Origin of the sequence: Terrimicrobium sacchariphilum, from assembly GCF_001613545.1 — a bacterium.
GTDB lineage: Bacteria > Verrucomicrobiota > Verrucomicrobiia > Chthoniobacterales > Terrimicrobiaceae > Terrimicrobium > Terrimicrobium sacchariphilum.
This window is the reverse complement of record NZ_BDCO01000002.1, coordinates 2,538,855-2,552,857: the sequence shown is the minus strand read 5'-3', so window position 1 is coordinate 2,552,857 and position 14,003 is coordinate 2,538,855. Positions and strand designations below refer to the sequence as shown.

The 14,003-nt window shown below is 60.1% G+C and carries 10 protein-coding genes and 1 tRNA gene; 6 read left to right on the top strand and 5 right to left on the bottom strand.

From position 1 onward, the window contains the following. Positions 1-85: 85 nt before the first annotated feature. Together TSACC_RS11930 and TSACC_RS11925 are read left to right on the top strand one after the other, a co-directional pair. Positions 86-2,905 carry an autotransporter-associated beta strand repeat-containing protein gene (locus tag TSACC_RS11930; protein ID WP_075079502.1) on the top strand — a complete coding sequence of 940 codons (2,820 nt, stop codon included), beginning with the start codon at positions 86-88 and terminating at the stop codon, positions 2,903-2,905. Positions 2,906-3,233: 328 nt separating this feature from the next. Beyond that, positions 3,234-3,770 carry a hypothetical protein gene (locus tag TSACC_RS11925; protein ID WP_075079501.1) on the top strand — a complete coding sequence of 179 codons (537 nt, stop codon included), beginning with the start codon at positions 3,234-3,236 and terminating at the stop codon, positions 3,768-3,770. 196 nt (positions 3,771-3,966) lie between these two features. On the opposite strand, the gene TSACC_RS11920 is transcribed toward TSACC_RS11925, so the two are convergent. From TSACC_RS11920 to rplM, 3 genes are all read right to left on the bottom strand, one after another. After that, positions 3,967-4,041 (bottom strand) — tRNA-Thr (locus tag TSACC_RS11920). Between the two features lie 125 nt (positions 4,042-4,166). Further along, positions 4,167-4,553 (bottom strand): 30S ribosomal protein S9, encoded by a 387-nt coding sequence (gene rpsI / locus TSACC_RS11915; RefSeq protein WP_075079500.1) that lies wholly within the window; start codon positions 4,551-4,553, stop codon positions 4,167-4,169. A gap of 2 nt (positions 4,554-4,555) precedes the next feature. After that, complete coding sequence (rplM, locus tag TSACC_RS11910) at positions 4,556-5,125, bottom strand: 50S ribosomal protein L13 (RefSeq protein WP_237763953.1); 570 nt, start codon at positions 5,123-5,125, stop codon at positions 4,556-4,558. A 63-nt stretch (positions 5,126-5,188) separates the two neighbouring features. On the opposite strand from rplM, the gene TSACC_RS11905 reads away from it, so the two are divergent. Genes TSACC_RS11905 through TSACC_RS11890 form a run of 4 tightly spaced genes read left to right on the top strand, consistent with a single transcriptional unit; the run spans position 5,189 to position 11,355 of the window. Next, entirely contained in the window at positions 5,189-7,624 is a 2,436-nt protein-coding gene (locus TSACC_RS11905; protein ID WP_237763952.1) for a circularly permuted type 2 ATP-grasp protein, read from the top strand. Beyond that, entirely contained in the window at positions 7,614-8,489 is an 876-nt protein-coding gene (locus tag TSACC_RS11900; RefSeq protein ID WP_075079498.1) for a transglutaminase family protein, read from the top strand. The genes TSACC_RS11905 and TSACC_RS11900 overlap by 11 nt, the downstream gene beginning before the upstream one ends. Continuing rightward, positions 8,486-9,340, top strand: coding sequence for a transglutaminase family protein (locus TSACC_RS11895; protein WP_075079497.1), 855 nt, complete (start codon positions 8,486-8,488; stop codon positions 9,338-9,340). The genes TSACC_RS11900 and TSACC_RS11895 overlap by 4 nt, the downstream gene beginning before the upstream one ends. After that, positions 9,337-11,355 (top strand): transglutaminase family protein, encoded by a 2,019-nt coding sequence (locus tag TSACC_RS11890; RefSeq protein ID WP_075079496.1) that lies wholly within the window; start codon positions 9,337-9,339, stop codon positions 11,353-11,355. Before TSACC_RS11895 ends, TSACC_RS11890 begins: the two co-directional genes overlap by 4 nt. 21 nt (positions 11,356-11,376) lie before the next feature. Here the strand turns inward: TSACC_RS11890 and TSACC_RS11885 are convergent, their stop codons facing one another. Both TSACC_RS11885 and TSACC_RS11880 read right to left on the bottom strand, forming a co-directional pair. Then, positions 11,377-13,206 carry a DEAD/DEAH box helicase gene (locus TSACC_RS11885; protein WP_169809621.1) on the bottom strand — a complete coding sequence of 610 codons (1,830 nt, stop codon included), beginning with the start codon at positions 13,204-13,206 and terminating at the stop codon, positions 11,377-11,379. Positions 13,207-13,260: 54 nt separating this feature from the next. Then, the gene (locus TSACC_RS11880) at positions 13,261-13,998 is read right to left on the bottom strand and encodes a dienelactone hydrolase family protein (RefSeq protein WP_075079494.1); all 738 of its coding nucleotides are present in this window, start codon (positions 13,996-13,998) and stop codon (positions 13,261-13,263) included. Positions 13,999-14,003: the final 5 nt, after the last annotated feature.

Sequence of the window (14,003 nt, the reverse complement as noted above, 5' to 3'; positions counted from 1 at the left end):
GACGCATAAGTGACCGCTTACACCGCTTCTCGTGCTGCCATTCCGATCTCATCCTGTTCGCCTGCTGCTTATCATTTGTTGTGCTGTGCTGGCTCTATCCCAGGCGGGTGCTCAGACAAATGTAGACTGGAAAGACAACACGACGGGCAGTTGGTTCGATCCGGCCAATTGGTGGAATGGTTACATCCCCACCTCCGCCTACAACGCAGCCATCGACAATAATGGCGATGCTTCCGTACCGCACAATACCGGAGTCCCCGGCTCCGCCTCGACACTGAATGTGGGCATCGACGGCAAAGGCACGCTCCGGATCGTCTCTGCGGGGGGCATTGTCGCCACGATCGCGTATTTGGGCAACAATGCCTCCGGCGACGGCACGTTGATCGTCAACGGCGGCGAATCCTATCTGACTCTTTCCAGCAACATCTCTGTGGGTGAGCGCGGTACTGCCCTCCTCGATATCAATGCCGGGGGCGTCGTCTCCAATGCCTATGGCAAGGTGGGAGTTTTTAGCGGTAGCCGCGGCAAAGTATCGGTCGCCGGAGAGACATCGGCCTGGAATAACTCGGGCGACGTGCTCGTGGGAGAATCCGGTACGGGCATTCTCAACGTCTCCAGTGCCGCAACGGTGAAAAGCACCCAAGGCTTCCTGGGTTACAATGGCACGGGCGATGGCACCGTGTCTGTCGATGGCATCGGCTCCATCTGGAAGCTGCGAAGCTATCTCTTTGTGGGCTATTTTGGCACGGCGCGCCTCGATATCACAGCGGGAGGCAAAGTTGCAACCGATGAGACATCCACCAGCGCTTCATCGGCCTCGGTCGGCCATCTTGGCGGATCGAACGGCGATGTTTCCGTGACTGGAGTCGGTTCCACCTGGGCGATTAAGGATGACCTGAGCGTGGGCGAACAAGGCACTGGTACACTCACCATTTCCAACAAAGGCACGGTATCCAACTCCTACGGTACCATCGGCAACTACGCCTCTGGATCCGGGACGGTCACGATCAATGGAGTCGGATCCACATGGACCAACCGAAACGATCTGATCGTCGGAAAATCAGGCACCGGCAACCTGACAGTGCGAGAAGGCGGCACCGTGAAATCGAGCTCCGGCTATGTCGGTTACGGTGCCACGAACACCAGTGCTGCCACGATAAACGGCACCGGGTCCCGATGGGAAAACACCGCCAGCCTGCACGTGGGCTACCAGGGGGCAGGCACTCTCAACATCGAGGCTGGAGGCACCGTCACGAGCGTGGATGGATCCATTGGCGAAGACAACGGAACGATGGAGGGCGTTGTCAATATTTCGGGCGTCGGCTCTGCCTGGAACGCCTCTGGCGATCTTTCTATCGGAGAGGCAGGCAAGGGCATCCTCAATATCCGGGAAGGTGGTGCAGTGGACAGCTCGAATGCCTCGCTCGGCGTGCTCTCCGCAGGCAACGGCGAGGTCAATCTCTCGGGCGCCGATACGCTATGGACGATTCGTTCCTCCCTTTACGTTGGCCGCAGCGGATTAGGAAAGGTCAATATCAACACCGGGGCGACAGCCACGGCAGCCACCGCCACGATCGGCGAGCAGCTTTCCAGCTTCACCAGCGAGGTCAATGTCTCGGGAGATGGTTCGCTTTGGGAGGTCAGTTCCTCGGTGATTATCGGGGATGCCGGAATGGGCAAGCTCAACATCACCAGCGGCGGCCAGTCGTCCGCCGCCTCGGCCATCTTGGGCAATGCAGTTGGATCGAGCGGTGAACTCAACATCAACAATATCGGCTCCTCCTGGCAGGTCACAGGCACTCTGACGATCGGAAATCTGGGTGTCGGCGCATTGGGCATGCAAGGCGGCGAGGTGGCAAGCGGTGCGGCAATGTTGGGAGCCCAAGCCGGCTCAAGCGGTACGGCCAACGTCTCCAGCGGTATCTGGAATACCGACTCCCTCATCGTCGGAGGCGCTGGAAGCGGCACGATAAACCTCTCAGGCGATGGAGTAGTCAAGATCGGCGCAACCGGCAACGGAACAGTGACCCTGGCGGAAGCCGAGGGCTCTGTCGGCACGCTGGTAATCGGCCAGGGCGATACAGCAGGCGCGCTGCAGGCATCCTCCGTCACGGGCGGGCTGGGTACCGCGAGCGTGAACTTCAATCACTCTGTCACGGTCAATTTCGCCCCTACCCTGGCTGGTAATCTCTCTGTGACCAAGAGCGGCACAGGGCGCCTCGTCTTCGATTACGAGAATACCTATACAGGTCTCACCACCGTCGCAGACGGCACGCTCAAGGTCGGCAACAGTAGTGGAAGCGCCACTGGCTCTGGCAAGGTCATCGTCGACCGGCTTGGCACCCTGGTTGGGGATGGCAAGGTGGCCGGAGAGGTGGAAATCAGCGGCACGATCTCCCCGGGGGACTCGAGTGTGGCCACCCTTTCCACCGGCTCACAAACTTGGAAAAATGAAGGCGTTTACGACTGGGAAATCCAAAGTCTCAACGGCCCGACAGGATCGACGTGGGATCTTCTCAAGATCGATGGGAATCTGACGATCGAGAGCACCTTGGAAAATCCTTTCACCATTGCCATTTCCACCCTCACCCTGGAAGGACAGGCTGGATTGCTTCAAGGATTCTCCGATACGCAAAACTACTCCTGGACCATCCTCTCCGTTACCGGAAGCATCGGTCCCTGGAGCCTCGGCCAGATCGTCCTCGATGTCAGCGGCTTCGCCAACGACCATCTCTCTGGAACCTTCTCCCTCATCCAGGATGAAAAGGACCTTAATCTCGTCTATACAGTTCCAGAACCATCGTCCTGGATCATGCTGCTGCTTGGGGCACTCGGGCTGGCCCTCCCCCTCTGGCGCACCCGCAACCAGACCGCAGCGGGCGGCAGCAACAAAAGACTCTCCTAAGTCTAAGCAAACACTTCGAGGAGCGCCACTGCGCCATGGAGTAAAAATCTAAGGATTTCGCGGGTTCCGGCCCGACCGTAGGGCCCGGCCCGTCTTTCCGCCCTTGATCCGAAAATGGCGACCCAGCCATTACTTCATGTCGTTAAGTAATTTCCGCAAAATGGAAATTCCGGCCCCTACCGACCGGCTCGTTTCTGCAAGTCGTTCTCAATAAGCGAATTTTTAATAAAATCACGCACGAATTGGATTGTTAATACCGCCCATACTTAGGTAGAAGGCAGGGATCATCCCTCTCTCCAGAGTAAAGGATGGTACCAACAAACCAAAAATGAAGAAAATCCTCTCCACCCTCGCTCTCGCGATCATCACGGCCTCGGCCGCCTTCGCTGGAACGGATAGCAAAAAAGTCGTAATCGCTCCTGTGCAGGAAGATCTCTTCCGCGCCGGTGAATTCCAGATCGACGCCAGCTTCGCAGCAATGCTCGGCCGTTACAACGGTCACAATGCGAACGGGATCGGCGGCAATCTTGGATTGAACTACTTCATCACCCGCTACATCGGTATCGGCGTTGACAACACCGTCGGTGGTGGAGTCGGCTCCGGCAACCACGGCGCCTTCGACAGCCTTCAGGGCAACCTGATCCTCCGCTACCCGATCGAGAGCCTTCGCCTCGCTCCTTACGCCCTCGTCGGCGGTGGCGCGACCTGGGGCAAGCATTTCGGCCAGGGCAACGGCAACGTTGGCGGCGGCATCGAGTACCGCATTACTCGCAACATCGGCACCTTCGTTGACTCGCGTTACCTCTACGGCAACAACAGCCTCAACTCCAGCCTGACCCGCATCGGTCTGCGTTTCTCGTTCTAAGAGACTCGTAATTGTTAGTTCTCCTAGTTTTGGGGAGAGACCTTCGGGTCTCTCCTCTTTTTTTTGCCCGGATCGTGCGCGAAAGCCTCATTTCATCGATTGCCCTTCAGGCGATTCGGTAATGGCTCTGAAGTACCGGCCAAGGACGCAGCTTCGCAAGTCCTGCCAAAGAAGACACCTTCCTCAAGGTGGAAGGTGGAGCCGACGACGAGATTCGAACTCGTGACCTATCGATTACGAATCGATTGCACTACCACTGTGCTACGTCGGCAGGAGAGCCGATAAAAGAACAATAAATCCGGAAAGATCGCAATCAGATTCTGCCCTTTTCGCGGCAAAAAAAGAGCCGTGGCTCGGAGAACCACGGCTCGTGAATTTCTTTGGTAACCTCGCGGATTAACGCTTGGAGAACTGGAAGCGCTTGCGGGCGCCGGGCTGGCCAGATTTTTTGCGCTCCTTCATGCGAGGATCGCGGGTCAGCATGCCCTCTTCGCGGAGCGGGCCGCGGAGGTTCTCGTCGGTCTGGAGCAGAGCACGGCTGATGGCGAGGCGCAGAGCGCCAGCCTGGCCGACAATGCCACCACCCGAGGTCTTGGCCTCGAGATCAAAGCCGTGAACGGCGTTGGCGATCTCCAGAGGACGCAGAATGATATTCTGCATCGAAAGGCTCGGGAAGTAGTCGGTGAAATCCTTTCCGTTGACCTTGAAGGCGCCCGTGCCTTGACGAATGCGAAGCTGGGCGATGGAGGTTTTGCGGCGGCCGGTTGCGGTGATGTCGGACATGATCAGGCGGTTTTCGGATTCTGGGCGGCGTGAGGATGCTCGGAGCCGCTGTAAACTTTCAGCTTACGATAGACGCTGCTGCCGAGGCGGTTATGAGGAATCATACCGCGGACAGCGCGCTCGACGAGAAGCTCAGGATGGCGCTCACGGCGAGCGGCGAAGGTCTCGGACTTGTGACCGCCGACGTAACCGGAGAAGCTCATGTAGGTCTTCTGCACGTCTTTTTTGCCGCCGATGCGAACCTTTTCGGCGTTGATGACGACGACGAAATCACCCGTATCAACATGCGGGGTGAAAATAGCTTTGCCCTTGCCGCGCAAAAGGTTGGCGGCCTTCACGGCCACATGGCCGAGATGCTGGTCAGCAGCGTCGATGATCCACCAATCGCGCTGGACCTCGCTCGCTTTTGCAGAAAATGTCTTCATTTGGTACTTAAGAGAATCGGGGAGCATGCCCAAGGTTGCCTCTTCTGTCAAATGCAAAGAATCTTCATATTTCCTTGACCGGAAAAAGCGTAGGGCCAAGCCTTCACCGCCGTGCAAAGTGTTGGTGCCAAGAATCCTTTCACGCATTGGCACGAGATCCAGGGAGACTCGGGGCAACTGCGTGAGGTGTATCGTCCTCTCTTTCAAAAGATGGATGAGCACACTCGCGGAGAGATCCGGGTGCTCGACGAACGCCTGGAAGCCACCATGCGTGAGATGGGTGCGACCTTTGACATTTCGCGCGAGCGGCCGTGGGGTCGCCGTCCCTGGTTTTGCGACCTGCTGCCCCAGATTTTCCGCCCAGAAGAGTGGGCTCCGCTCGAAGAAGGATTCCGCCAGCGGCTAAAGGCCTTTGAGCTGTTCCTTCAGGACATTTACGGGAAGAAGGAAATCCTCCGCGGTGGTCTGCTTCCCGTACAACCCGTGCTCGGAAGCGTCTTTTACCAGCGCGCCGCCTGTGGATTGAAGCCTCCGGGCGATGCCTACCTGCATATCTCCGGCGCCGCGGTTTGTCGCCTGCCCAATGGCGAACTGGGCATCAAGCATCACTATTTCAGCAACGCGTCCGGTATCTCGTACATGATCCAGAACAGGCGCGCGCTTGCCCGTGTGATCCCGCAGACATTCCAGGATTTCAATGTGCGCCCGATCGCGGACTCGCCAGTCGACATGCTGGAGATGCTTCGTTCCTTTTCTGCCGATCCGGAGCCGACGGTCGTGTTGCTGTCTTCCGGCCCCGGCAGCGCGGTGTACTCGGAACACTGCTTCCTCGCGCGGCGCATGGGCATCCCGGTCGTGCAAGGCAGCGACCTGCTTGTCCTCGACGACGCCGTGTATATCAAGACGGTCTCGGGCCTGGAAAAGGTCGAGGTCATCTACAGCCGCATTTCGGACCAGTGGCTCGATCCCATGGCGTTCCGGCGCGATTCGCTCCTCGGCGTTCCGGGACTCGTACAGTGTATCCGCCAGGGCAGCGTCGCCGTGGTCAATGGCATTGGTTCCCAACTGGCTGACGATCGAGCTCTGCTTCCCCTCGCCCCGGCGATCATTCGGTACTATCTCAACGAAAATCCCATCCTGCGTGGACTCTCAACCTTCTGGATGGGCGATATCGACCAGCGGGAGCACGTGCTCTCGGAGATCGAGGACTACACGATCCGCGGCCTCAGCGGGGAAAAGATCTTCTACGGAGGCAATGGCCAGGCCCCGTCCCGGTCAGAGACCGAGGCCATACGCAAAGCCATCCTGCAAAATCCCGGTGCTTATGTCGCCCAACCGCAGGATTGCGATGCCCTGACGGTTACGTATCACGACGGACGCAAAGTCGAGCGGCGCCAGGACCACATCCTGTTTGCCCTGCGCAAGCCGGATGGCGAGTACGATGTCTTCCCCGGCGCACTCACGCGCGTGAGCACGGAGGACACGCCCTTCACTGCCAACGAGCTCGGCGGCGGCAGCAAGGACACATGGGTGCTCTCGCATCCCGATTTCATCGAGCCTCCGGAAAGCCGAGCCCCGGTCCGAGAAACGACCATGCCGCCGCAAAGCGTCACCAGCCGCGTAGCGGAGTCGTTTTACTGGGTGGGCCGCTACCTGGAGCGCGCCAACAGCCTCGCCGTGATGATCGGCGTGATCGAATCGCTGGAACTCGAGGAACTCAACTCCACCGAGCGCACGCTTTATCGCCCGGTATGGAACCGCATCCTCCCACCACTGGAAAACCCAGGGACCGTTTCGCGACGCAACATCTCCAGCCCTGCCGGCCGGTATCGCCTCACGCTCGACCTCGACGAACCGGATTCCGTCGTCCGGGCCGTCCTGCGCGCAGTTAGCAATGCGGAGTCCGTGCTGGAGTGCGTCAGCATCGAGGCGTGGAGCGTGATCAGCGCGCTGCGCAATCGCTTTCAGCGCATTCGCTATCGTCCCCGGCAGACGGACGAGGATCTGGCCACGAGCACCCGCAAATGCTGTGAACTCGTCACCCGCTCGACGCCGGAGTTCTTTGGCACCGCCCAGGCCACCATGCTGGCGGATGGCGGCTGGGCGTTCTGCGAGATCGGTCAATACCTCGAGCGGGCCATCATCACCGGCAACGCCATTCGCTCCATCATGCGCCCGATCGTACGCCGTCCCACAAAGGTGGCGGCAGATCATGAGACTGAAATCCGACTGTCGGCCTTCCTGCGCCTGCTCAACAGCCGGGATATTTACCGGCGTGTCTTTCAGATGCGTATCGAGGCTGCTCCCGTTCTGGAACTGCTATGGAACAATCCGGTCGCCCCTCGCTCGGTCACGCGATGTCTGGAAGCCTGCGTGGCACGCCTGCGCGATGAGGTCTCACCGGCCACAAGCCGCACCGTCATCGCAATGGAGCAGCTCATACAAAACATCCGCCATACCGACTGGGAAGCCCTGGCCCGTGAGGCGGAGAACGATCTTGACGCAAAGAATGCCCTGCTGGACAAGCAGGAGGAGTTTCTCGACAAGACGCTCGAATTTCACCACCTGATCTCGGATGGTTTCCTGAATCACCAGATTCAGATGAACCCGGAGTCTCAACCTACGCTGTTTAGCCATGCTGTTTGAGATCACCCATCGCACCGACTACCGCTACGGGCGCGCGGCCAGCGAGGCATATATCGAGGCCCGCCTCACTCCTCCCTCTCTTGCGGGACAGGAGGTCGTCGATCATTCCATACAATTCCTTCCAGACGCAAAGGTATCGAGTTACGTCGATTATTTCGGGAACCATGTGACATTCTACTCGATGACACTCCGTCATGAGCGGCTGTCGATCGTTCATCGTTCCACGATCCGTACCTCGGAGGTGGCTCATTCCGAAGCGGCTCTCGGCGTCAGCGTAGCCGAGGCCCGCCAGATCTTTACGTCCAAGCTCACCGACCTTTTCGACTACCTCCAGCCCACAGCAGCCGTACCGACGGGCGGGCCGGCGATGGAATGGGCCGGCAAGTTTTTCCCCGCCGACCTGCCGCTTGGAGACGGCTTGGAGGACCTGAACAAGGCCATCTACGAGAAGTTTGAGTATCGCTCTGGCAGTACGGACAACTCGACGCCGCTGCACACCGTCTGGAAACAGAAAGCCGGAGTCTGCCAGGATTTTTCCCACATCATGCTCAGCGTGCTACGCACTGCTGGCATCCCCGCCCGGTATGTCTGCGGCTACATCGAGTCCGACCCGCCGAAGAGCGAAGACGGATCGACTGCGCTGGTCGGTTCCATCGCCACTCACGCATGGGTGGAGGCGATGACGCCCGGCATGAAGTGGATCGCACTCGATCCCACTAACAACCAATGGTGCGGAGTGCGTCATGTCACGATGGCGTACGGAAGAGATTTTGAGGACGCCGCCCCCGTACGGGGCACCTTCAAGGCGTCAGGGACACAACAAATGAAGGTAAAAGTCACCATGAGGAGGCTCAGTGAAAAATGATCGAGATCGAGATACGCTATGAGGCGACGTATCAGTATGAAGACACTGCCAGTTTCTCCCCTCACCTCGTCCGGCTGTTGCCGAGGAATGGGTTTGCCGTAAGGACGGACCGGTCCAAGATCACGACCAACGAGGGCACCGATGTCCAGTACCGGCAGGACATTTTCGACAACCTCGTCGCCTATTGTTTTTATCCCAAGGAGCTGGATCACCTGAGCTACAAGCTCGAGCTCGATCTCCGATTGGAAGAGAAGAATCCGTTCCACTTCCTGCTCGATTCTCACGCGCTCAACGTTCCGTTCACCTACACGCAGGAGGAGGCATCCGTACTTTCCGCCTACATCACACCCCGGCAGCCGCTCGGCCCCATCCCGGCAGCCCTGGATCGTCCGACGAAGGAAATTCCAACCGTGGACTGGCTCGTCGGCTTGAACTCCTGGCTGCATGAAAACATCGAGTACGAGCGCCGGGACGAAGGCGAAGCCTACTCACCAGAACAAACCCTCGCCCTGATGAAAGGCTCCTGCCGCGACTACGCCGTACTCGCGGTCGAGGTGCTGCGCCACCACGGCCTCGCGGCGAGACTGGTCAGCGGGTTCAGTTGGGAGGAGGAACTCCCCGAGGAAGACCGCCGCGCTGAAAATGCCCTTCACGCCTGGGTGGAAACCTACCTGCCGGGCGCGGGCTGGGTCGGCATCGATCCGACAAACGGAATTTTTTGCGGTCACCACTTCATCGCCACTGCGGTTGGCCTCACTCCTGCTCATATCGCCCCCGTACACGGCCATTATTACGGCAAGAAGACTATCAATAGCACTTTGACCACCAACCTCAGCATCCGCCGCAAATGATCTCCCCCTGGATGAACGAAGCTGCGGCCCGCGCCGAAAAGACGCTGGCCGATCATGGAATCCGATTCACCATTGGCGGTGAGCCGACATTCATTCCCAACGACCCGCAGGGCCCCGAGTGGAGCTACTCCGCCGTAGGGCCCACGAAGCTCAGCTATGCGAAGCGATTTGCCGACGAGCTGATGAAGGATCGTTGTGCCGGAGCCGCCCGGTTCTACTGCCCCGGCAAACTGTATCCCGGTGAGACCAACCCGCGCTGGGTCGTACGGCTGATCTCCAACCGCGATGGCTCGCCCGTCTTTAGCTTGCCCAAACGCGGCAAAGCCCTCACGCCGTCCAGCCTCCAGGATTTCGCCGACGCCCTGGCCAAAGAACTCGGCGTGCCCTCGCATTGGATCGGATTCACCGACCCGAATGGCAGCGGGATCGAGGTGCTCGTCATGCCTCTCGATCACGACGGCTCCATCTGGCGCTCCGCCCGCTGGCCTCTGCCGAAGGGCGACCGCAAGCTCTCCACCGCCGAGGGCCCCGCAGGATTGCGCCTGCCCCTGCACCTTATGCCGGAGGGCCTCCCGCGTCGCGTCCTGTGCATCGACCGCCAGGGCGGCACGATCTCGATCTTCGTTCCGCCGCTGTTGCAAAACGCCTTTCTCAATTTGCTTGGCGCCACCGAGCGCGCCGCCAAATCGCGAGGCGTCGCCGACCTGGAGTTTCACGGCTACACGCCGCAGGATGAAGAGGGCAAATGGTCCGTCCTCGGCCTGGCCGCCGACCCTGGCGTGCTGGAGATCAACCTCCCGCCCTGCGAATCCTGGCAGGCCTATGCCGAGTGGATGGAGGAGCTCTTTGCCTCCGGGCACCGTGCCGGCATGCGGACGTGGAAGGAAAGCCCTTGGGATCACCCACAGGGCAGCGGCGGGGGAAACCACCTGCTCTGGGGTGGCCCGAGCCTGGAGGATCATCCGTTTTTTACCCGGCCCCTCTGGCTCGCAAACGTGCTCCGCTACTGGCAGCACCACCCGTCGCTCGCGTACCTTTTCACCGGCTGCTATGTCGGCGCATCATCCCAGGCCCCTCGCCCGGATGAATCCGCCCGCGATCTCTACGACATCGACATGGCGTATACCTTCATCGAGACGCTGTCCGAGGGCGATCACCGCAGCCTCATCAACGAAACGCTGCGCCACATCCAGATCGACGTGACCGGTAACTCGCACCGCAGCGAGATCAGCCTCGACAAGTTCTGGAACACGGCCTTTCCCTCCGGCATGCTCGGACTCATCGAATTCCGGGCCATCGAGGCGCTGCCGAAACCGGAATGGTCCTCCGCCGTCGCTTTGCTCTGGTCCTGCCTCGCCTCCCATCTGCTGGAAAACCCGCCGAAGCGCTCACTCAAGCGATTCAGCACCAAGCTCCACGACGAGTATTTCCTGCCCCGCCGCCTCTGGGACGACCTGGAGGAAATCTTCGCCGATCTGGAAAAGGCAGGCTACACGCTCGACCGCGAGACCTATCGGGCCATCTGGGACTGGAGATTCCCCGTCCTGCTCGAATGGAAATCCGGACGCGCCAGCCTCACCGTGCGCAAGGCGCTGGAAAGCTGGCCGCTCCTGAGCGAAACCCCGGTGGAGGGTGGCAGCACGAGCCGTTTCGTCGATACCTCGATGCAGCGTCTGGAGTTCCTCACATCGCCCGGCTTTAGCAGTCAATACGACATCTACGTCGCCGGTCGTCCGCTACCCCTGGCAGCCCAGCCGGATGAAACATCACTCGCTGGCCTGCGCTATCGGCGGACGAACCTCTACCCCTCGCTCCACCCCGGCATCCCCACCCAACTCCCGTTGGCGGTCACCATTGTGAACCGCAAAAATGGTCGCGCCGTGGCGGAGTTTGTCATGGGCGTGGACGAGATTGATTTCACGCCCCTCGACAAGCCGGGCCTCACCGCGCTGGGCGGCAAGCCCTGCCGTGGCGGCCGCAGGGGTGATCTCACCTGCGACCTTCGTCTGGCCTAAAAGGAATCGAGCGGGACAGGTTTAGTACCTGTCCCGGCGGTTCTTGTCTTTTTTGACGAACTTTTTATCGGGACGCTTCTCGAAGCTTTTCCCTCCGCGCTTCTCAAAGGGCTTGTCGAAGCGCTTCGGTGCTCGCTTTTCCTCGGTCTTGCCATGGCCGCCGGAGTGCCAGGTGAACATGTCGACGGCGCGGTCCTGCCACACGGCTTCCTCGCCGGAGCGAGCACGCTGGAGGACGCCTTCCGGCACCTGGGCAAAGGACTGATCCTCGCCGAGCTGGATGAGGCCGATCTGCCGGGGCGGCAGGCCGGTCTTTTGCACGATCAGATTGATCACATCGCGCACCTCGGCATCGCTGCCGCGTCCGACGCTGAGGCAGAGCCACTCCATGCCCGGAGCGGGATGGCGCAACCGAGGAGCCTCACCCTTGGGAATGGCGAGCGGATTTTCCCGACGTTCGCTGCGCTCTCCACGCTCGCTGCGGTCTCCGCGTTCGGCTCGGTCCGGGCGTTCGCGGCGCTTGGGCTCCTCGATGGGAGTTTCCATCCGAGCCGGGGGATTTCCCGCATCGGTGAGCAAGTAAAACAGAGCGGCTGCGAGATCGGTGGAGCTGATCCCCTGCTCCAGCAAACGGTCAACGAGGAAGGAGTGATCGCGGAACTCTCCCGCATCGACGACCTCGCGCACCTTTTCGAGCAAGCCCTCGGTGCGGCGCTCCTCGACCTCGTCTGCCGTCGGCACCTGGCCGCGGCGGATCTTGGATTTGGTGTACTTCTCGATGAACTGCAGCTTGTAGATGTCGCGGCCGGAAACAAAAGTCACCGCCATACCGCGCTTGCCCGCGCGACCGGTACGGCCAATGCGATGGACGTAGTCTTCAGCGTCGTAAGGCAGGTCATAGTTGACCACGAGTTCCAGATCATCCACGTCGATGCCGCGCGCTGCGACATCGGTGGCGACGAGAAACTCAAACTCCGACTTCTTGAACTTGTTCATCACCCGCGTGCGCTGGGCCTGGGCGATGCCGCCATGCAGGCGGTCGGCGGAGAAGCCCTGCGCCGCCAGAGCGTCGGCGAGTTCGTCGACCATGCGCTGGGTGTTGCAGAAAATGATACCGAGCTTGAAGCCATGGTAGTCGATGAGACGGATGAGGGTCTGCATCTTCACGCGAGACGGAGCCTCGTAGTACCACTGCTCGATCGCCGGGGCGCTGACCTCTTTTTGCTCGATCTGAACGAACTCGGGAGACTTCGAATATTTGTCGATGAGTTCGCGAATCGGCTTCGACAGCGTCGCCGAGAAGAACACGGTCTGGCGCTCTTTCGGCACCGCATCGAGAATCGTGCGCAGATCGTCGCGGAAGCCCATGTCGAGCATGCGGTCGGCCTCGTCGAGAATGACCATCTTGGTCTGCGAAAGATCGAGCGTGCCGCGGTCGATGTGGTCGATCAGGCGACCCGGCGTGCCGATCACGATCTGGACGCCCTTCTTGAGTTCGAAGAACTGGCGCTCGTAGGATGCTCCGCCGTAGATCGGCACGGCGTGAATCCCCTTCTTGAAAGCGGCGAGCTTGTGCACCTCCTCAGCGACCTGAGTGGCGAGTTCACGAGTGGGGCACATCACGAGAACCTGGACCGAGCGGTCCGTCGCGTCGGCCATCTCGATGGCAGGAATGGCGAATGCCGCGGTCTTTCCCGAACCGGTCTGTGATTGGCCGACCACATCACGGCCGGTGAGGAGCACGGGGATGGCAGCAGCTTGAATCGGCGAGGCCTGTTCGAAGCCGAGCTCTCCCACTGCTTTGAGAATCTCGGGGGAAATTCCTAGCGACGAAAAGTCTGTCTTATCCATGTAATCCTCCAGCGGTACACGGTGACGCGCCCCTCGTCACGGAATGTTTACCGCTTATCCGAGGCGCTCGGAGAAGAAGCGAAGCAGCAAATCCATGGAAACCCGGGCCAGCGAGGGGTTGTAGCGGGGACCTTCGTCCCGGAGAAAGGCATGGGCGCCGTTGAATTCGTGCCATTCGAAATCGACATTCGCCTCGTTCAGGCGGTCGGCGATTTTCTTGCGTCCCTCCAGGGGAACATGGGGGTCCTGCCGTCCCCAGACGAAGAAGAACGCTGCCCGGGCATCACCGAACTTTGCCAGCGTATCGTCGCTCTTCCCCGCCCCGAGCGAACCCGTATGCACGTCCGTGGCGTAGAATGCGGCCACCGCGTCGACGTGGGGCTGAAACCCGGCCCGGATCGCCAGATGACCGCCGAGGCACACGCCATAGCTGCCGACCTTGCCTGTCGATTGCGGGTGATTCTTCAGGTATTCCGCCGTCACCCGGGCGTCCTCATCGTAGGAAGCGAGCTCTTTGGCGTACTTCAGTTCGTTGCCTCTGTCCGAACCCGCCTGATCGTAGGCCAGCACGGTCCCAGCGAGTTCAAACTCGTGATACACCTCAGGCACAGCCACCAGATAGCCATTCCCGCTCAAGGCCGCCGCCATGCGGCGAATCGGCCCGGTCACCTGGAAGATCTCCGAGAAAAAGATGACCGCCGGGTATTTTTTATTCCCTGCAGGCGCAAAGAGATGCACCCGCATGGGTCCGCGAGTGGTCGTCAACTCAACAAAGGACTCGGTGATCGTCATGGAGC

Bases quoted from the DNA above. Each gene is read 5' to 3' on its own strand.
- TSACC_RS11925 (WP_075079501.1), top strand. From the start codon at position 3,234: ATGAAGAAAATCCTCTCCACCCTCGCTCTCGCGATCATCACGGCCTCG.
- TSACC_RS11890 (WP_075079496.1), top strand. From the start codon at position 9,337: ATGATCTCCCCCTGGATGAACGAAGCTGCGGCCCGCGCCGAAAAGACG.
- rpsI (WP_075079500.1), bottom strand. From the start codon at position 4,553: ATGTCCGACATCACCGCAACCGGCCGCCGCAAAACCTCCATCGCCCAG.
- TSACC_RS11900 (WP_075079498.1), top strand. From the start codon at position 7,614: ATGCTGTTTGAGATCACCCATCGCACCGACTACCGCTACGGGCGCGCG.
- rplM (WP_237763953.1), bottom strand. From the start codon at position 5,125: ATGCGTGAAAGGATTCTTGGCACCAACACTTTGCACGGCGGTGAAGGC.
- TSACC_RS11885 (WP_169809621.1), bottom strand. From the start codon at position 13,206: ATGGATAAGACAGACTTTTCGTCGCTAGGAATTTCCCCCGAGATTCTC.
- TSACC_RS11895 (WP_075079497.1), top strand. From the start codon at position 8,486: ATGATCGAGATCGAGATACGCTATGAGGCGACGTATCAGTATGAAGAC.
- TSACC_RS11905 (WP_237763952.1), top strand. From the start codon at position 5,189: ATGGATGAGCACACTCGCGGAGAGATCCGGGTGCTCGACGAACGCCTG.
- TSACC_RS11880 (WP_075079494.1), bottom strand. From the start codon at position 13,998: ATGACGATCACCGAGTCCTTTGTTGAGTTGACGACCACTCGCGGACCC.